Raw genomic sequence first — 18,284 nt, forward strand, 5'->3', positions numbered from 1 at the left:
TCGCGGCGGACCATGCCGCCCGCGAGGGACTACGCCCCCGGCGAACACCTCCCTCTGCGGGATTCTCCGAAGGGACCCGCGCGTTAGGGTCCATGAATACGAGGGCAGGGGAGTCCCCGCAGCCCCCGGCAGTACACGTGTAGACGGCCCGGACGCCGTCGTAAGACGAGCAGGTGGATACGTGACGAATCTGATGCCCTCCGCCGCCGGCGAGCCTTCCATCGGTGGTGGCCTCGGTGACCAGGTCTACAACCGGCTGCTCAACGAGCGGATCATCTTCCTCGGCCAGCCGGTCGACGACGACATCGCCAACAAGATCACCGCACAGCTGCTGCTCCTTGCCGCGGACCCGGACAAGGACATCTACCTGTACATCAACAGCCCCGGCGGCTCGATCACGGCCGGCATGGCGATCTACGACACGATGCAGTTCATCAAGAACGACGTGGTGACCATCGCCATGGGTCTCGCGGCGTCGATGGGCCAGTTCCTGCTCAGCGCGGGCACGCCCGGCAAGCGCTTCGCGCTGCCGAACGCCGAGATCCTGATCCACCAGCCCTCCGCGGGCCTGGCGGGCTCCGCCTCCGACATCAAGATCCACGCCGAGCGGCTGCTGCACACCAAGAAGCGCATGGCCGAGCTGACCTCCCAGCACACGGGCCAGTCGGTCGAGCAGATCACCCGCGACTCGGACCGCGACCGCTGGTTCGACGCCTTCGAGGCCAAGGAGTACGGCCTCATCGACGACGTGATCCCCACGGCCGCCGGCATGCCGGGCGGCGGCGGTACCGGGGCGGCCTAGGCCGCGGTCCGACGCGGCCCCGGAGACCTCGCGGGCCTCCCGCGGCCCGGAGCCCGTCCCGGACCCTCCCAGCCCCCCTCACCCACCGCCTCAGCCCTCTCTTCAGGAGACACCGTGAACGACTTCCCCGGCAGCGGCCCGTACGGCCCCGCCCGAGCCGAGTACACCGGCCCCACGGCCGAGTCCCGTTACGTCATCCCGCGCTTCGTCGAGCGCACCTCCCAGGGCATCCGCGAGTACGACCCGTACGCGAAGCTCTTCGAGGAGCGGGTGATCTTCCTCGGCGTCCAGATCGACGACGCCTCCGCCAACGACGTCATGGCGCAGCTGCTGTGCCTGGAGTCGATGGATCCCGACCGGGACATCTCGATCTACATCAACAGCCCCGGCGGCTCCTTCACCGCGCTGACGGCGATCTACGACACGATGCAGTTCGTGAAGCCCGACATCCAGACCGTCTGCATGGGCCAGGCGGCCTCCGCCGCCGCGATCCTGCTCGCCGCCGGCACCCCCGGCAAGCGCATGGCCCTGCCCAACGCGCGCGTGCTGATCCACCAGCCCTACAGCGAGACCGGCCGCGGTCAGGTCTCCGACCTGGAGATCGCCGCCAACGAGATCCTCCGGATGCGTTCGCAGCTGGAGGACATGCTGGCCAAGCACTCGACCACGCCGATCGAGAAGATCCGCGAGGACATCGAGCGCGACAAGATCCTCACGGCCGAGGACGCGCTGTCCTACGGCCTGGTCGACCAGATCATCTCGACCCGGAAGATGAACAACACCAACCTGCGCTGACGCGGTTGGGGGAGTATCGTCTGCCGCCCCTTGGCACGGCGGGACCCCCTCGGCGGGGTCCACGTGGAAGTGAACCGTGCCAAGGGGGGCCCGAACGGGGGGCCCGGCAAGGTACCGTCGACATAAGGCAGCACCAGGAGCCGCTGGACTCGGAAGATGTCCAGTCGTCTCCCAGGCGAAGGGGAAGCACACCGTGGCACGCATCGGTGACGGCGGCGATCTGCTCAAGTGCTCGTTCTGCGGCAAGAGCCAGAAGCAGGTCAAGAAGCTCATCGCAGGTCCCGGTGTGTACATCTGCGACGAGTGCATCGACCTCTGCAACGAGATCATCGAGGAGGAGCTGGCGGAGACCAGCGAGGTGCGCTGGGAGGAACTTCCCAAGCCCCGCGAGATCTACGAGTTCCTGGAGGGCTACGTCGTCGGCCAGGAGGCCGCGAAGAAGGCCCTCTCGGTCGCGGTGTACAACCACTACAAGCGCGTCCAGGCCGGGGAGAACGGCGGCGGCCAAAGCCGTGAGGACGCCATCGAGTTGGCGAAGTCCAACATCCTGCTGCTGGGCCCCACCGGCTCCGGCAAGACCCTCCTCGCGCAGACCCTGGCCCGCATGCTGAACGTGCCGTTCGCCATCGCGGACGCCACCGCCCTCACCGAGGCGGGGTACGTGGGCGAGGACGTCGAGAACATCCTGCTCAAGCTGATCCAGGCCGCCGACTACGACGTCAAGAAGGCCGAGACCGGGATCATCTACATCGACGAGATCGACAAGGTCGCGCGGAAGAGTGAAAACCCCTCCATCACGCGCGACGTCTCGGGCGAGGGCGTCCAGCAGGCCCTGCTGAAGATCCTGGAGGGCACCACCGCCTCCGTCCCGCCGCAGGGCGGCCGCAAACACCCGCACCAGGAGTTCATCCAGATCGACACGACGAACGTCCTGTTCATCGTGGGCGGCGCGTTCTCCGGCCTGGAGAAGATCATCGAGACCCGGGCGGGCGCCAAGGGCATCGGCTTCGGCGCGACGATCCGCTCCAAGCGCGAGCTGGAGGCCAAGGACCAGTTCGAGGACGTCATGCCCGAGGACCTGGTCAAGTTCGGCATGATCCCCGAGTTCATCGGCCGGCTGCCCGTCATCACCTCGGTGCACAACCTCGACCGCGAGGCCCTGCTCCAGATCCTCATCGAGCCGCGCAACGCGCTGGTGAAGCAGTACCAGCGTCTCTTCGAACTCGACGGCGTGGAACTGGACTTCGAGCGGGAGGCCCTGGAGGCCATCGCCGACCAGGCGATCCTGCGCCAGACCGGCGCCCGCGGACTGCGCGCCATCATGGAAGAGGTCCTGATGTCGGTGATGTACGAGGTCCCGTCCCGCAAGGACGTCGCCCGCGTCGTCATCACCGCCGACGTCGTCCACTCCAACGTCAACCCCACCCTGATCCCCCGCGACGCCCGCAACGGCCGGGGCCCGGGGGAGCAGAAGACGGCGTAGCACCACCGCCGCCGCGCACGGCACACGGAGAGGGGCCCGGTCGACACCGACCGGGCCCCTCTCCGTGTACGAGATCCCGCGCGTCCCCGGCTCAGGCCTTGACGCGGACCTGGGCGCGCACGTCGGCCGCGATGTCCGCCGCCTGCTCCAGCGAGTACGTCGTGGTGCCGGAGGTCGGCTCGACGACGCCCATGGTGCTGTAGTCGGCCCAGATGCACAGGTGGGTGGTCTGCGTCTTGCCGGTTGCCTTCGTCGTGCTCTGCGCCTTCTGGCACCGCATGACCGCGCCGTCCAGGCCGTCCGGCGTGACGCTCTGCGCCTCGCCGATCAGCTTGACGTCCTTGTCGGACTCGGTGCGCATCTGCGCGAAGGTGACGTCGAGCGCCTTCTCCGGGTCCGCGACCTTGCCGTACACCCCGAAGTAGGTGAAGTTCTCGGCGGTCGTCGACTTCGCGATGTCGTCGGGGTCGCTGAGGTCGAGCGCCGCCAGGTCCATCGTGGAGTAGATGGCCCCGGTCGACGTCGGGTCGGTGATCCCGGCCGTGGCGAGGTCCTTGGCGTCGCTGCTGCTCGCCTTCTCCTCGTTCGCCGGGCCGACCCGCTGGTACTTGTCCGACAGCAGCGAGGCGGGCGCGGTCAGCTTGTGCGGGCCGTCGTCCTTCAGGCCCGCGCCGCCGCCGCTGCCGCCGAGGAGGAGGTACGCGCCGACGCCGACCGCCGTCACCAGGGCGACCGCGCCGACGACGAGGGCCGCCGTTTTCTTGCCGCCGCCCGACGGGGGCGGCGGCTGCGGGACGCCGTACGGGGGCTGGCCGTAGGGGGGCTGCTGGCCGCCGTACGCGGGCTGCTGGCCGTAGGGCTGGGTGGGCGGCTGGGCGCCGTAGGGGCCGGGCTGCTGGCCGTACGGCGGGGTCGGCGGCTGCTGCTGCGGGTAGCCGTATCCGGGCTGAGGGGCCTGCGGGGGCTGGCCGTAGGGACCCGGCTGCCCGTACGGGCCGGGCTGCTGCGGCTGCTGCCCGCCGTACGGGCCCGGCTGGTGGTGGCTCATTGCTGGGTTCCCCCTCAGATACTTATGCGATTTTCACATCCTGGCTCAGGCCGGGTTCCGCGAGAGCGCCGGGGGCCCCACCGTTACAGAACAAACGCGTTTCGGGACGGCGTCGTGACACCCCTAAACTGGGCGCGTGACCGAGAACGCTCAGCAGCAGCCACCCGCGCCCACGACCGAACTGCCGACCCAGTACGCGCCGGCCGACGTAGAGGCGCCGCTGTACGAGCGCTGGGTGGAGCGGGGCTACTTCGAGGCCGACGCCGCGAGCGACAAGCCGCCGTTCACCGTCGTCATCCCGCCGCCGAACGTCACCGGCAGCCTGCACCTCGGGCACGCCTTCGAGCACACGCTCATCGACGCCCTCACCCGCCGCAAGCGCATGCAGGGCCACGAGACGCTCTGGCAGCCCGGCATGGACCACGCGGGCATCGCCACCCAGAACGTCGTCGAGCGCGAACTCGGCAAGGAGGGCAAGTCCCGCCACGACCTCGGCCGGGACGCGTTCGTCGAGCGCGTCTGGCAGTGGAAGGGCGAGTCCGGCGGCCAGATCTCCGGCCAGATGCGCCGCCTCGGCGACGGCGTCGCCTGGTCCCGCGAGCGCTTCACCATGGACGAGGGCCTCTCCCAGGCCGTCCAGACCATCTTCAAGCGCCTCCACGACGACGAGCTGATCTACCGCGCCGAGCGCATCATCAACTGGTGCCCGCGCTGTCTGACCGCCATCTCCGACATCGAGGTCGAGTACCAGGACGACGACGGCGAACTCGTCTCCATGAAGTACGGCGACGGGGACGAGACCATCGTCGTCGCCACCACCCGCGCTGAGACGATGCTCGGCGACACCGCCGTCGCCGTCCACCCCGACGACGAGCGGTACAAGCACCTGGTCGGCAAGCTCATCCGGCTGCCGCTGACCGACCGTTCGATCCCGGTCGTCGCCGACGAGCACGTCGACCCCGCGTTCGGCACCGGCGCGGTCAAGGTCACCCCGGCCCACGACCCGAACGACTTCGAGATCGGCCGCCGCCACGACCTGCCGTCCGTCACCGTCCTCGACGAACACGCCGTCATCACCGCGCACGGCCCCTTCCAGGGCCTGGACCGCTTCGAGGCCCGCTCGGCGATCGTCGCCGCCCTGCGCGCCGAGGGCCGGATCGTCGCCGAGAAGCGGCCGTACGTCCACTCCGTCGGCCACTGCTCGCGCTGCAAGACCACCATCGAGCCGCGCCTGTCGCTCCAGTGGTGGGTCAAGGTCGGCCCGCTCGCCAAGGCCGCCGGTGACGCGGTCCGCGACGGCCGCGTCAAGATCCACCCGCAGGAGATGGAGAAGCGGTACTTCGACTGGGTCGACAACCTCCACGACTGGTGCATCTCCCGGCAGTTGTGGTGGGGCCACCGCATCCCCGTCTGGTACGGCCCGAACGGCGAGGTCGTCTGCGTCGGCCCCGACGACGAGGTCCCCACCGGCGAGGGCTGGCACCAGGACACCGACGTCCTCGACACCTGGTTCTCCTCCGCCCTGTGGCCCTTCTCCACCCTCGGCTGGCCCGAACAGACCGAGTCGCTCGCGAAGTTCTACCCCAACTCCGTCCTCGTCACCGGCTACGACATCCTCTTCTTCTGGGTCGCCCGGATGATGATGTTCGGCCTCTACGCGATGGACGGCACCCCGCCGTTCCACACCATCGCCCTGCACGGCATGGTCCGCGACCAGTTCGGCAAGAAGATGTCCAAGTCCTTCGGGAACGCGGTCAATCCGCTCGACTGGATGGACAAGTACGGTTCCGACGCGCTCCGTTTCACCCTCGCGCGCGGCGCCAACCCGGGCGTCGACGTCCCGATCGGCGAGGACTGGGTCCAGGGGTCCCGCAACTTCGCCAACAAGATCTGGAACGCCACCCGCTTCGCCCTGATGAACGGCGCGACGGTCGAGGGCCCGCTGCCGGACGCGTCCGCGATGTCCGCGACCGACCGCTGGATCCTCTCCCGCCTCAACGCGACGGTCGCCGAAGTCGACGCGTTCTACGACGACTTCCAGTTCGCCAAGCTCTCCGACGCCCTCTTCCACTTCGCGTGGGACGAGGTCTTCGACTGGTACGTCGAGCTGTCCAAGACCACCTTCCAGGAGGGCGGCGCCCCCGCCGAGGTCAGCAAGCGCGTCCTCGGGGAGGTCCTCGACGTCACGCTGCGGCTGCTGCACCCGGTCGTCCCCTTCGTCACCGAGACCCTGTGGACGACGCTGACCGGCGGCGAGTCGGTCGTCATCGCCCCGTGGCCGTCGGACAGCGGGTTCCGGGACGCCGCCGCCGAGGCCGAGATCGGGACCCTCCAGTCGGTGATCACCGAGGTCCGCCGGTTCCGCGCCGACCAGGGCCTCCAGCCCGGTCAGCGGGTCCCGGCCCGCCTCGACCTGGCCGGCACGGCGCTCGCCCCGCACGAGGCGGCCGTCCGCCAGATGCTGCGGCTCCAGCCGGAGGGCGAGTCCTTCGCGGCCACCGCCACCCTGCCGGTCGCCGGGGCGACGGTCGCGCTGGACCTCTCCGGCACGATCGACGTGGCCGCCGAGCGCAAGCGCCTCGCCAAGGACCTCGCCGCCGCCGAGAAGGAGAAGGCCCAGGCCGAGGCCAAGCTCGGCAACGAGGCCTTCCTCGCCAAGGCCCCCGACGCGGTCGTCGACAAGATCCGCACCCGCCTCACCAAGGCGGAAGCCGACATCACCCGCCTCACCACCCAACTGTCGAACCTCCCCGAGGCCTGACCCCGAGGCCAGGGGCGCGGGGAACCGCGCACAGCACGTGAGACTCCCCGCGCCCCGGACCCACCAGGTCCCCCCAGGGGCGCGGGGAACCGCGCACGTCGAGCGAATCTCCCCGCACCCTCGGACAGGCCAGGTCCTTCCAGGGGCGCGGGGAACCGCGCACGCCGGACAGAACTCCCCGCACCCTCAGAACCCCACCCCCCTACCCCCCGCTCCGTCCCCCACCGCACCCCCGGAGGGACCCTCCGTAGACTGGACGCCGTGAGCGACCTCCCGCACGACGACACCGACGCCACCCCCGACCCCTTCGAGGAGATCGTCGCCGCCGAGACCGACCGCGACCCCGACCTCGCGGTGATCGAGGCCGGCAGCCGCACCCTCCGCACCCAGGGCGGCCCCCCGCAGGCCGACGTCCCGGCCCGCCCCACGGACCCCGAGGTCGACAAGGCCCTCCGCGCGGTCGAGGCCGACCTCGCCACCCGCTGGGGTGAGACCAAGCTGGAGCCCTCGGTCAGCCGCATCGCCGCCCTGATGGACGTCCTGGGCGAGCCGCAGCGCTCGTACCCCTCGATCCACATCACCGGCACCAACGGCAAGACCTCCACGGCCCGCATGATCGAGGCCCTCCTCGGCGCCTTCGAACTGCGCACCGGCCGCTACACCTCCCCGCACGTCCAGTCCGTCACCGAACGCATCAGCCTCGACGGCGCCCCCGTCTCCGCCGAGCGCTTCGTCGAGACGTACGAGGACATCAAGCCGTACGTCGAGATGGTCGACGCGGCGCAGGAGTACCGCCTCTCCTTCTTCGAGGTCCTCACCGGCATGGCGTACGCCGCGTTCGCCGACGCCCCCGTCGACGTCGCCGTCGTCGAGGTCGGCATGGGCGGCACCTGGGACGCCACCAACGTCATCGACGCGGCCGTCGCCGTCGTCACCCCCATCGACCTCGACCACACCGACCGCCTCGGCTCCACGCCCGGCGAGATCGCGACGGAGAAGTCCGGGATCATCAAGCCGGGCGCGACGGTCGTCATGGCCCAGCAGCCCGTGGACGCCGCCCAGGTCCTGCTGAAGAAGTCCGCCGAGACCGACGCCACCGTCGCCCGCGAGGGCCTGGAGTTCGGCGTCGTCGCCCGCCAGGTCGCCGTCGGCGGCCAGCTCCTCACCCTGCGCGGCCTCGGCGGCGAGTACACCGAGGTGTACCTCCCGCTGCACGGCGCCTACCAGGCGCACAACGCGGCCGTCGCCCTCGCCGCCGTGGAGGCCTTCTTCGGCGTCGGCTCCGAACGCCCCGAGCCGCTGGACCTCGACACCGTCCGCAAGGCCTTCGCCGCCGTCTCCTCCCCGGGCCGCCTGGAGATCGTCCGCCGTTCCCCGACCGTCGTCCTGGACGCCGCCCACAACCCGGCCGGCGCCCGCGCCACCGCCGAGGCCGTCGGCGAGGCCTTCGACTTCAGCCGGCTGATCGGCGTGGTCGGCGCCAGCGGCGACAAGAACGTCCGCGGCCTGCTGGAGGCGTTCGAGCCGCTCTTCGCCGAGGTCGTCGTCACCCAGAACTCCAGCCACCGCGCGATGGACGTGGACGAGCTGGCCGCGATCGCCGTCGAGGTCTTCGGCGACGAGCGGGTCCAGGTCGAGCCCCGCCTCGACGACGCCCTGGAGGCGGCGGTCACGCTCGCCGAGGAGGAGGGCGAGTTCGCGGGCGGCGGCGTCCTGGTCACCGGTTCCGTCATCACGGTCGGGGAAGCCCGGCTGCTCCTCGGGAAGGGCTGACTCCTCCCATGCGCACGCTCTGTTCCTCCACCCTGATCGGCGAGTTCTTCATCATCGGCTTCGCCGGGCTGGTCGCCATGAAGGACCCCGACCTCGCCCAGTCCACCGTGTGGACGGTGTGCGGGATCGCCATGTTCTTCAGCATCCTGCTGTGCGGCATGGTCACCCGGCCCGGCGGCGTCGCCCTCGGCTGGGCCCTCCAGGTCGCCCTGGTCGCCGCCGGTTTCGTTGTCCCGACGATGTTCGTGCTCGGCATCCTCTTCGGCGCCCTGTGGTGGGCCTCCGTGCACTACGGCCGCGTCATCGACGAGGCCAAGGCCCGCTTCGCCGCCCAGCACGCCGAGGACGGCCCGGCCACCCCCGGCACCCCGCCCACCCCAGGCTCTGCGGATACCGCTGACGCTGTGTGACGAGCGGGCCGACACGCCCTGTAATCTCGTCCCACCGCACCCGCCAAGAAGGAGTCACCCCGTGAGCCAGCGCACCCTCGTCCTGCTCAAGCCCGACGCCGTCCGTCGCGGCCTGACCGGCGAGATCATCAGCCGTATCGAGCGCAAGGCGGGCTGGCGGATCACCGCGCTGGAGCTGCGCACCCTGGACCAGGACACCCTGGAGCAGCACTACGGCGAGCACCAGGGCAAGCCCTTCTACGAGCCGCTCGTCGCGTTCATGGCGTCCGGCCCGGTCGTCGCCCTGATCGTCGAGGGCGAGCGGGTCATCGAGGGCGTCCGCGCCCTGGCCGGCCCCACCGACCCGATCGCCGCCGCGCCCGGCTCGATCCGCGGCGACTATGGCGTGATCGTCCGCGAGAACCTCATCCACGCCTCCGACTCCGAGGAGTCCGCCGAACGCGAGGTGAAGATCTTCTTCCCCGGCCGCGCCTGAGCGTCCGCACGGGCGGAGGTTTCGCGGATCTTTCTGACGGGCCGTCATTCCGGCGGCCCGCCGCACCCCTCGCCCACCCCGGGACGGCCGTACCTTTTCGGCCGTCCCTCGGTATATGTACGTGCCGATCGGGGGAACGCGTTCCCCCGATGGCCCGTCTCCACAAGCGGGGCGCCGCCGCATCTGCTGACAATGGCGAAGACCCTCGCGCAGTGGTCGTGCAGGCGCGTTTACGATGGAAGCCTTCACGTCACAGCACCCACCTCGCCGACCCCAGAAGCCCTCGCGGGCCCACGGGAAGGCCAGTCGAATCCTGATGGGGAACTCAATGTCGTTCATCGGCCGTGACATGGCTGTCGACCTCGGGACCGCCAACACGCTGGTGTACGTCAGGGGTCGCGGGATCGTACTCAACGAGCCGTCCGTCGTCGCGATCAACACCAACACCGGTGGCATCCTCGCGGTCGGCGCCGAAGCCAAGAAGATGATCGGGCGGACCCCTGGCAACATCGTCGCCGTGCGTCCGCTGAAGGACGGCGTCATCGCCGACTTCGAGATCACCGAGCGGATGCTCCGCTACTTCATCCTGAAGATCCACAAGCGGCGGTATCTGGCCAGGCCGCGGGTCGTCGTCTGTGTGCCCTCGGGCATCACCGGCGTCGAGCGCCGCGCCGTCATCGAGGCGTCGACCCAGGCCGGCGCCCGGCAGGTGCACATCATCGAGGAGCCCATGGCCGCGGCCATCGGCTCCGGCCTGCCGGTCCACGAGGCCACGGGCAACATGGTGGTGGACATCGGCGGCGGCACGACGGAGGTCGCGGTCATCTCGCTCGGCGGCATCGTCACCGCGCAGTCCATCCGCGTCGCGGGCGACGAACTGGACAACGCGATCATCCAGCACATCAAGAAGGAGTACTCGCTCCTGCTGGGTGAGCGGACGGCCGAGCAGATCAAGATCACCATCGGCTCCGCGTACGACCTCGACTCCGACGAGCACACCGAAATCCGCGGCCGGGACCTGGTCTCCGGTCTGCCCAAGACCGTCGTCATCTCGGCCGCCGAGGTCCGCAAGGCGATCGAGGAACCCGTCAACGCGATCGTCGACGCCGTGAAGACCACCCTCGACAAGTGCCCGCCCGAGCTGTCCGGCGACATCATGGACCGCGGCATCGTGCTGACCGGCGGCGGAGCCCTGCTGCGCGGCCTGGACGAGCGGCTGCGCCGGGAGACCGGGATGCCCATCCACATCGCCGAGGACCCGCTGGACAGCGTGGCGCTCGGCTCCGGCAAGTGCGTGGAGGAGTTCGAGGCGCTCCAGCAGGTCCTGGACGCCGCGCCGCGCAGATGACGTAACGCTTCGATCCCGCCGTACGAGACGAGCCCCTCTCGTGCGGCGGATCGTTGGTATTGCGGCTTAAGATCCTGAAAAGCCTTCAAGGACCATCGACCGCACGCCGTTCGCTGCTTCCCCTGATTCCCGCCGCTTCTGCTTCTCCCGCTCGTCCGCGGCTCGCCCCGCGTTCTTCTCCGTCGCACATCCCGCTGTACATCTCGCCGCACATCCCGTCGTACATCTCGTTCACACCCGCGCCCCTCGGGCCGTTCCGTTCCCGGGGGTCGCCTGATTTCCCGTAATTCCTATGAGGAAGGGCACGGCCGCCGCACGTGAGGGACACACGAGAGAGCCGGCTGCTCCTGGTGCTGCTGGTCGCCGTAGCGTTCGCGCTGATCACGGTCGACATCCGCGGCGGGGAGGACTCCCCGGTCGACGGAGCCCGGCAGGGCGCCGCCGCCGTCTTCGGCCCGATCGAGGACGGCGTGTCCTCGGCCGTCGACCCGGTCGGCGACGCCGTCTCCGCGGTCCGCGACTCCGGCGAACGCCACGACCGGCTCGCCCGGCTGGAGAAGGAGAACGCGGCGCTGGAGGCGAAGCTCGGCAGCGACGACCGCAACCGCAGTCGCCTCACCCAGCTCGACAAGATCCTCAAGACCGCCGGTGCCGGCCAGTACGGCATCAAGGGCGCCGAGGTCATCGCGATCGGCGCCGCCCAGGGCTTCTCCTGGACCGTCACCATCGACGTCGGCGCCCACGACGGCATCAAGCGCGACATGACCGTCCTCAACGGCGACGGACTCGTCGGCCGGGTCACCACCGTCGGTCCGAACACCGCCACCGTCCTCCTCGCCAGCGACCCCGACTTCACCGTCGGCACCCGCATGGAGGCCTCCGACGAACTCGGCTTCGCCTCCGGCCAGGGCGACCGGCCGCTGCGCGTCGAACTCCTCAACGGCAAGGCCGAGGTGAAGAAGGGCGACCGCCTCGTCACCTTCGGCTCGCAGGCCGACAAGCCCTTCGTGCCGGGCGTGCCGGTCGGCGTGGTCTCCCGCGTCGACCCCTCCGGCGGCAACCTCACCCGCACCCTCTACGTCACGCCGTACGTCAGCTTCACCAAGCTGGACATCGTCGGCGTCGTCGTCGAGGCCCCGAAGAAGGACCCGCGCGACACCGTGCTCCCCAAGAAGCCCAAGCCGGTCCCCACTCCGACGGTCACCGTCACCGTCACGCCGGGCGCGAATCCGGACGCGAACGCCGACGGTGCCGCCGACGGCCAGGACGAGCAGTAGGAGCTGACCCCCATGCGCCTCAACCGAGTCCTGCTCTCCGTCCCGCTGGTCGTCGTCGCCCTGGTGATCCAGGTGAGCGTCCTCGCCCGCCTCCACCTCCCCGGCGCCGTCCCCGACCTCCTCCTGCTCACCGTCCTGGGCCTCGCCATGGTCTACGGCCATGTCGCGGGCGCCCTCATCGGCTTCGGCGCCGGACTCCTCGCCGACCTCGCCCCGCCCGCCGACCACGCCGCCGGACGCTACGCGCTCGTGCTCTGCGTCATCGGCTACCTCGCCGGGCTGATCAAGCCCGAGACCGGCCGCATCAAGTCCGCCACCGGCCCCATGGTCGTGGTCGTCGCCGCCGCGATCGGCTCCACCCTGCTCTACGCGGGCGTCGGCGCCCTCGTCGGCGACACCGCCGCCCGGCACGTCGGGCTCACCGGCCTGCTGTTCTCGGCGGCCCTCTACGACCTGCTGCTCGCCCCGTTCGTGGTGCCCGGCGTGATGTTCCTGGCCCGGCGGGTGGACAACGACCCGCTCGCCGAGACCAACGCCGCCGCCAAGGCCGACATCTCCTCCGGCTGGCTCGCCTCCGGCACCGGCCTGCGGATCGGCGGCCAGCGCGGCGGCCTCAAGATGAAGACGGCCCGCGCCCGCGTGGCCCGCGCCGGACGCATCAAGGGGGTCAAGCGGCTGTGAGGGCGGGGCAGTTCACGGACGTCGCCGACCGGGCGCGCCGCGCCGGGTGCGCGGAGTTCACCCGAAAGAGGAGATCCCGGCGGAACGGGGCCTCACCGGCCGCACGTTCCTCATGCGTACGGAGAGACGAATCCGTGTACGGGCGTCCGGGCGGCAGGAGCCGGCCCGGCGGCGGGCACAGGGTGCGCGGCCGGGACGTCCGGCGCGGTGGACGGAGTGAGTGCAGGGTGAGGGGGAGGCAGCCGCAGTGACGAACATTCCCGAGACCGGGCGGACCCCACGGGTGCAGATCCGGCTGGTCGTGATCCAGATCCTGGTCCTCTCCCTCCTGGGCACCCTCGGCGGACGCCTCTGGTACCTCCAGATCCGGGAAGGCGCGGAGTACGCGAAAGAGGCCTCCGGCAACCACGTCCAGCAGGTCGTCGAGCCCGCCGTGCGCGGCTCCATCCTGGACGCCCGCGGCGTCGCCCTCGCGGACAACGAGACCCGGCTGGTCGTCTCCGCCTCCCGCACCGACCTGCTGAAGCAGAAGGACGACGGCGCGGCCGTCCTCACCAAGCTGGCCGCCGTCCTCGGGATGGCGCCCGAGGAGGTCCGGCAGAAGGTCCGCCTCTGCGACGCCAAGACCCCCCAGCCCTGCTGGAACGGCTCGCCCTACCAGCCGATCCCCATCACCGACGAGGCCACCGCCAAGCAGGCCCTCCAGATCCGCGAGCGCGCCGAGGACTTCCCCGGCATCACCGCCGAGCCCGAGGCCGTCCGCCGGTACACGGCACCCGGCCAGGCCAACACCGCCCAGGTCCTCGGCTACCTCTCGCCCGTCACCGACGACGAGATCACCAAGGCCCAGGACACCGACTCCCCGTTCCTCCGCTCCGACCAGGTCGGCCGCAGCGGCCTGGAGCGGCAGTACGACAAGGAACTGCGCGGCAAGGCGGGCGTCACCCGCTACGAGGTGGACAACCTCGGCCGGGTCATCGGCGAGGCCGAAGCCGACCCGGCGCAGGCCGGCTCCCACCTGGTCACCAGTATCGACTCCCGCGTCCAGCGCGTCGCCGAGTTCGAGCTGAACGAGGCGATGAAGGCCGCCCGCAAGGAGTGGGACCGCAACACCAACGAGCGGTACAAGGCCGACTCGGGTGCCGTCGTGGTCCTGGAGGCCAAGACCGGCCGGGTCGTCGCCATGGCGTCCAACCCGAACTACGACCCGAACGCCTGGGTGGGAGGCATCTCCGCCAAGGACTACAAGAAGCTCACCGGCAAGTCCTCCAACTACCCGCTGCTCAACCGGGCCATACAGGGTCAGGCCGCTCCGGGCTCGATCTTCAAGGTGGTCTCCACGGCCGCCGCGGTCGAGGCGGGGTACGAGTTCGACGGCCGCTACAACTGCTCCAGCTCCTACAGCGTCGGCGGCCAGGTCTTCAAGAACTTCGAATCGGCGAACTACGGCCCGATCAGCCTCGGCCGCGCCCTGGAGGTCTCCTGCGACACCGTCTTCTACAGCCTCGCCCACCAGCAGTGGCAGAAGGACGGTGGCATCGACCCCAAGAAGAAGCCGAAGGACTACTTCTACAAGGCGGCCCACCAGTTCGGCCTCGGCAAGGAGACCGGCATCGACCTGCCCAACGAGGTCACCGGCCGGGTCCCCGACCGCGAGTGGAAGCAGTCGTACTGGAAGGCCAACAAGGACGCCTGGTGCAAGACCGGCAAGAAGGGCGGCTCGTACGTCGAGATGATCGCGTACGAGAACTGCCTCGAAGGCAACAAGATGCGCGCCGGTGACGAGATCAACTACTCCATCGGCCAGGGCGACACCCTGGTGACGCCGATCCAGATGGCCACCATCTACGCGGCCATCTCCAACGGCGGCACGCTCTACGACCCGACGGTCGGCAAGGCCGTGGTCAGTGCCGACGGCAAGTCGGTCCGCGAGATCGCGCCGAAGGCACACGGCAAACTGCCCGTCAGCAAGCAGACCCTCGCCAAGATGGACAGCGCCCTGGAGGGCGTCGCCACCCGCGGCACCGCCGCCTGGCGGTTCGGCGGCTGGCCCCAGGACAAGATCCCGATGCACGCCAAGACCGGCACCGCCGAGGTCTACGGCAAGCAGACGACGTCCTGGTTCGCCACGTACACCAAGGACTACGCGATCGTCATGACGATCTCCCAGGGTGGTACGGGCTCCGGCGCCTCCGGCCCGGCGGTGCGCAACATCTACGACGCGCTGTACGGCATCTCCGACACCGGCACGATCACCAAGAAGAACGCGCTGCTGCCCACCCCGCAGAAGGCCCTGCCGACGATCCGCACGGACGGCACCATCGCCTCCCCGAAGATCCCCAAGGACCCCGCGAAGGACCAGCAGCGCTACCAGAAGGCCACCGAGGAGGGCGGCGCCACCACCGCCCCCGACGGGACGCAGCCGGGCGGGACCGTCGCCTCACCCGAGGCGACCAACCGCGACACCCGGCGGCGACGGCGCAGGCGCGGAAGCCGGAGGATGTGCACATGACCGGCGCGAACAGCTTCTCCGTCTCGGGGTACGGACCCGAACGGGCCGGCTGGACCCGGGTCTTCGCCCGGGACTCGATGGCCCGCCGCCTGGACTGGCCGATACTGCTGTCGGCGGTCGCCCTGTCCCTGATCGGCGCCCTGCTGGTCTACTCGGCGACCCGCAACCGCACCGAGATCAACCAGGGCGACCCGTACTTCTTCCTCGTCCGGCACCTCATGAACACCGGCATCGGAATCGCCCTGATGATGGGCACCGTCTGGCTCGGCCACCGCACCCTGCGCAACGCGGTCCCGATCCTCTACGGCCTGTCGGTGCTGCTCATCCTCGCGGTGCTCACCCCGCTCGGCTCGACCGTCAACGGCGCGCACTCCTGGATCCAGCTCGGCGGCGGCTTCTCGCTCCAGCCCTCGGAGTTCGTGAAGATCACGATCATCCTGGGCATGGCGATGCTGCTGGCGGCGCGGGTCGACGCGGGCGACAAGCCCTACCCGGACCACCGCACGGTGCTCCAGGCGCTCGGCCTGGCCGCGGTGCCCATGCTGATCGTCATGCTGATGCCCGACCTCGGGTCGGTCATGGTGATGGTCATCATCGTGCTGGGCGTGCTGCTCGCCTCCGGCGCCTCCAACCGCTGGGTGCTGGGCATCATCGGCGCGGGCGTGGCCGGGGCGATCGCCGTCTGGCAGCTGCACATCCTGGACGACTACCAGATCGCCCGCTTCGCGGCCTTCGCCAACCCCAGCCTCGACCCGGCCGGTGTCGGCTACAACACCAACCAGGCGCGGATCGCGATCGGTTCGGGCGGGCTGACCGGCTCCGGGCTCTTCGAGGGCTCGCAGACGACCGGCCAGTTCGTGCCCGAGCAGCAGACCGACTTCGTGTTCACGGTCGCGGGCGAGGAGCTGGGGTTCGTCGGCGGCGGCCTCATCATCGTGCTGCTCGGCGTCCTGCTGTGGCGGGCCTGCCGCATCGCCCGTGAGACGACCGAGCTGTACGGCACGATCGTGGCCGCCGGGATCGTGGCCTGGTTCGCCTTCCAGTCCTTCGAGAACATCGGGATGACCCTCGGCATCATGCCGGTCACCGGCCTGCCGCTGCCGTTCGTGAGCTACGGCGGATCATCGATGTTTTCGGTGTGGGTGGCGGTGGGGCTGCTCCAGTCGATCAGGGTGCAGAGACCCATGTCCGCGTAGGGCTTCCGCCCGTGGTCCAGCAGGAATTCGAGCCCGGTCGGCCCTGCCGTCCGGGCTCGACTGGCACTAGATTCGGTTCATGGCGGAGACGAAACGCGAGATCGAGCGCAAGTACGAATCCGATGACAGCGGGCTGCCCGACCTGACCGGCGTCGCCGGGGTGGCGGCCGTCCTCGACAAGGGCGTCGCCGAACTCGACGCCACCTACTACGACACCGCCGACGGGCGCCTCGCCGCCGCCTCGATCACCCTGCGCCGCCGCACCGGCGGTTCCGACGCGGGCTGGCACCTCAAGTTCCCGGTCGCCCCCGGTGTCCGCGACGAGATCCGCGCCCCGCTCTCCGACCACCTTCCCCGTGTCCTCGCCGGACTGATCCGGTCGCGGGTGCGGGGCGCCGAGGTCGCCCCGGTGGTGCGGCTGCGCTCGGCGCGGGACGTGCGTGAACTCGTCGACGACGCGGGCCGTCTGCTGGCCGAGGTCAGCGTGGACGAGGTCCGCGCCGACCGGCTCACCGACGGGGGCGGGGCCGCCCAGTGGACCGAGATCGAGGTGGAACTCGCCGACGGCGGCGAACCGGTCTTCCTCGACAAGGTGGAGAAGCGCCTCCGCAAGGCCGGCGTCCGCCCGTCCGGCTCGGCGTCGAAGCTGGCCCGCGCCCTGGCGGAGACGGCGCCCCGGACGCCGGGCACGTCCCACGGCACGAAGTCCGGCAAGGCCGGGAAGAAGCAGCCGGCCGCGTCGGGAAAGAAGCCCGCCAAGGGCGGGACGGCCACTGCCACTGCTATCTCCACCTCCACCGCGACCGCCGCCCCCGCACCGTCGGCCGGACGCGCCGCCCCGCGAGCCCCCCGCACCGCCGGGGACCACGTCCTCGCCTACCTCCGGGCGCAGCGCGACGCGATCATCGAGCTGGACCCGGCCGTCCGCCGCGACCTGCCCGACTCCGTGCACCGCATGCGGGTCGCCACCCGCCGCGCGCGCAGCGCGTTCCGCTCCTTCGCCAAGGTCCTCGACCGCTCGGTCACCGACCCGATCGGCGCCGAACTGAAGTGGCTGGCGGGCGAACTCGGCGTGGACCGCGACCAAGAGGTCCTCACCGACCGGCTCACGGCCGCCCTGGACGCCCTGCCCCGCCCGCTGGTCTCCGGCCCGGTCCGCAACCGGCTGCGCACCTGGGCGCGGGCCCGCGGCGGCGGGTCACGCCGTCGCCTCCTCGCCGTACTGGACGGCAAGCGGTACCTCGCCCTGCTGGACGCCCTGGACCGGCTGGTGGACGAGCCGCCGCTGCTCGCCGCCGCCGGGGGAGCGCCGGAGAAGGTGCTCGCGAAGGCCGTACGCAAGGACTTCGGGCGGGTGGCCGCGCTGGTCGAGGAGGCGCTCGGGCAGCCGCCCGGCCCCGGACGGGACCTCGCCCTGCACGAGGCGCGCAAGCGGACCAAGCGGACCCGCTACTCGGCGGAGGCGTCCGGGCCCGCGCTCGGCGCGCCCGCGACCGACCTGGTCCGCTCGATGAAGGCGCTCCAGGGACTGCTGGGCGACCACCAGGACAGCGTGATGACCCGCGAGGCCCTGCGCGGCCTGGCCGGACAGGCGCACGCGGCGGGGGAGAGCGCGTTCACGTACGGACTGCTGTACGGGCGGGAGGAGCGGCGCGCCGAAAGCGTCGAGACGGCACTGCCGGACACCTGGGCGGCAACCGCCGACGGCATGCACGTCTGACGG

14 protein-coding genes are annotated in these 18,284 nt (G+C 70.6%); 13 read left to right on the top strand and 1 reads right to left on the bottom strand.

From position 1 onward, the window contains the following. Nucleotides 1-193 precede the first annotated feature (193 nt). From ACIQPQ_RS01400 to clpX, 3 genes are all read left to right on the top strand, one after another. A complete protein-coding gene (locus ACIQPQ_RS01400; RefSeq protein WP_055570713.1) occupies nt 194-802 on the top strand; it encodes an ATP-dependent Clp protease proteolytic subunit in 609 nt (202 codons plus the stop codon). Nucleotides 803-916: 114 nt separating this feature from the next. Continuing rightward, nucleotides 917-1,597 (top strand): ATP-dependent Clp protease proteolytic subunit, encoded by a 681-nt coding sequence (locus ACIQPQ_RS01405; protein WP_401298214.1) that lies wholly within the window; start codon nt 917-919, stop codon nt 1,595-1,597. A 193-nt stretch (nt 1,598-1,790) separates the two neighbouring features. Then, a complete protein-coding gene (clpX, locus tag ACIQPQ_RS01410; RefSeq protein ID WP_383767637.1) occupies nt 1,791-3,080 on the top strand; it encodes an ATP-dependent Clp protease ATP-binding subunit ClpX in 1,290 nt (429 codons plus the stop codon). Nucleotides 3,081-3,171: 91 nt separating this feature from the next. Here clpX and ACIQPQ_RS01415 read toward each other — a convergent pair whose 3' ends face one another. Beyond that, nucleotides 3,172-4,128 (bottom strand): hypothetical protein, encoded by a 957-nt coding sequence (locus ACIQPQ_RS01415; RefSeq protein ID WP_401298218.1) that lies wholly within the window; start codon nt 4,126-4,128, stop codon nt 3,172-3,174. 136 nt (nt 4,129-4,264) lie between these two features. Between ACIQPQ_RS01415 and ACIQPQ_RS01420 the strand changes: the two genes are divergently transcribed. From ACIQPQ_RS01420 to ACIQPQ_RS01465, 10 genes are all read left to right on the top strand, one after another. Further along, complete coding sequence (locus ACIQPQ_RS01420; protein WP_401298221.1) at nt 4,265-6,889, top strand: valine--tRNA ligase; 2,625 nt, start codon at nt 4,265-4,267, stop codon at nt 6,887-6,889. Nucleotides 6,890-7,150: 261 nt separating this feature from the next. Further along, nucleotides 7,151-8,662, top strand: a complete 1,512-nt coding sequence (locus ACIQPQ_RS01425; protein ID WP_383767630.1) for a bifunctional folylpolyglutamate synthase/dihydrofolate synthase — start codon at nt 7,151-7,153, stop codon at nt 8,660-8,662. Nucleotides 8,663-8,670: 8 nt separating this feature from the next. Then, on the top strand, nt 8,671-9,072 hold the full coding sequence (locus tag ACIQPQ_RS01430) for a DUF4233 domain-containing protein (RefSeq protein ID WP_401298225.1): 402 nt from the start codon (nt 8,671-8,673) through the stop codon (nt 9,070-9,072). Between the two features lie 61 nt (nt 9,073-9,133). Continuing rightward, complete coding sequence (gene ndk / locus ACIQPQ_RS01435) at nt 9,134-9,547, top strand: nucleoside-diphosphate kinase (protein WP_401298228.1); 414 nt, start codon at nt 9,134-9,136, stop codon at nt 9,545-9,547. Nucleotides 9,548-9,875: 328 nt separating this feature from the next. Continuing rightward, complete coding sequence (locus tag ACIQPQ_RS01440; RefSeq protein WP_030779466.1) at nt 9,876-10,895, top strand: rod shape-determining protein; 1,020 nt, start codon at nt 9,876-9,878, stop codon at nt 10,893-10,895. Between the two features lie 317 nt (nt 10,896-11,212). Further along, on the top strand, nt 11,213-12,172 hold the full coding sequence (gene mreC / locus ACIQPQ_RS01445; protein ID WP_383767622.1) for a rod shape-determining protein MreC: 960 nt from the start codon (nt 11,213-11,215) through the stop codon (nt 12,170-12,172). Between the two features lie 12 nt (nt 12,173-12,184). After that, complete coding sequence (gene mreD / locus ACIQPQ_RS01450) at nt 12,185-12,853, top strand: rod shape-determining protein MreD (protein WP_401298232.1); 669 nt, start codon at nt 12,185-12,187, stop codon at nt 12,851-12,853. A 247-nt stretch (nt 12,854-13,100) separates the two neighbouring features. Then, entirely contained in the window at nt 13,101-15,365 is a 2,265-nt protein-coding gene (mrdA, locus tag ACIQPQ_RS01455; RefSeq protein WP_401298235.1) for a penicillin-binding protein 2, read from the top strand. Continuing rightward, the gene (gene rodA / locus ACIQPQ_RS01460) at nt 15,362-16,561 is read left to right on the top strand and encodes a rod shape-determining protein RodA (protein WP_401298237.1); all 1,200 of its coding nucleotides are present in this window, start codon (nt 15,362-15,364) and stop codon (nt 16,559-16,561) included. Before mrdA ends, rodA begins: the two co-directional genes overlap by 4 nt. A gap of 79 nt (nt 16,562-16,640) precedes the next feature. Then, nucleotides 16,641-18,281 (top strand): CHAD domain-containing protein, encoded by a 1,641-nt coding sequence (locus ACIQPQ_RS01465; protein ID WP_401298239.1) that lies wholly within the window; start codon nt 16,641-16,643, stop codon nt 18,279-18,281. The last annotated feature ends 3 nt before the right edge of the window (nt 18,282-18,284 follow it).

It is taken from the genome of Streptomyces sp. NPDC091281 (genome assembly GCF_044757425.1).
Taxonomy (GTDB): Bacteria; Actinomycetota; Actinomycetes; order Streptomycetales; family Streptomycetaceae; genus Streptomyces.

Excerpts from the sequence above, each read along its gene's own strand:
- ACIQPQ_RS01415 (WP_401298218.1), bottom strand. The coding sequence starts at position 4,128 with ATGAGCCACCACCAGCCGGGCCCGTACGGCGGGCAGCAGCCGCAGCAG.
- rodA (WP_401298237.1), top strand. The coding sequence starts at position 15,362 with ATGACCGGCGCGAACAGCTTCTCCGTCTCGGGGTACGGACCCGAACGG.
- mreD (WP_401298232.1), top strand. The coding sequence starts at position 12,185 with ATGCGCCTCAACCGAGTCCTGCTCTCCGTCCCGCTGGTCGTCGTCGCC.
- ACIQPQ_RS01430 (WP_401298225.1), top strand. The coding sequence starts at position 8,671 with ATGCGCACGCTCTGTTCCTCCACCCTGATCGGCGAGTTCTTCATCATC.
- ACIQPQ_RS01440 (WP_030779466.1), top strand. The coding sequence starts at position 9,876 with ATGTCGTTCATCGGCCGTGACATGGCTGTCGACCTCGGGACCGCCAAC.
- ACIQPQ_RS01465 (WP_401298239.1), top strand. The coding sequence starts at position 16,641 with ATGGCGGAGACGAAACGCGAGATCGAGCGCAAGTACGAATCCGATGAC.
- ACIQPQ_RS01400 (WP_055570713.1), top strand. The coding sequence starts at position 194 with ATGCCCTCCGCCGCCGGCGAGCCTTCCATCGGTGGTGGCCTCGGTGAC.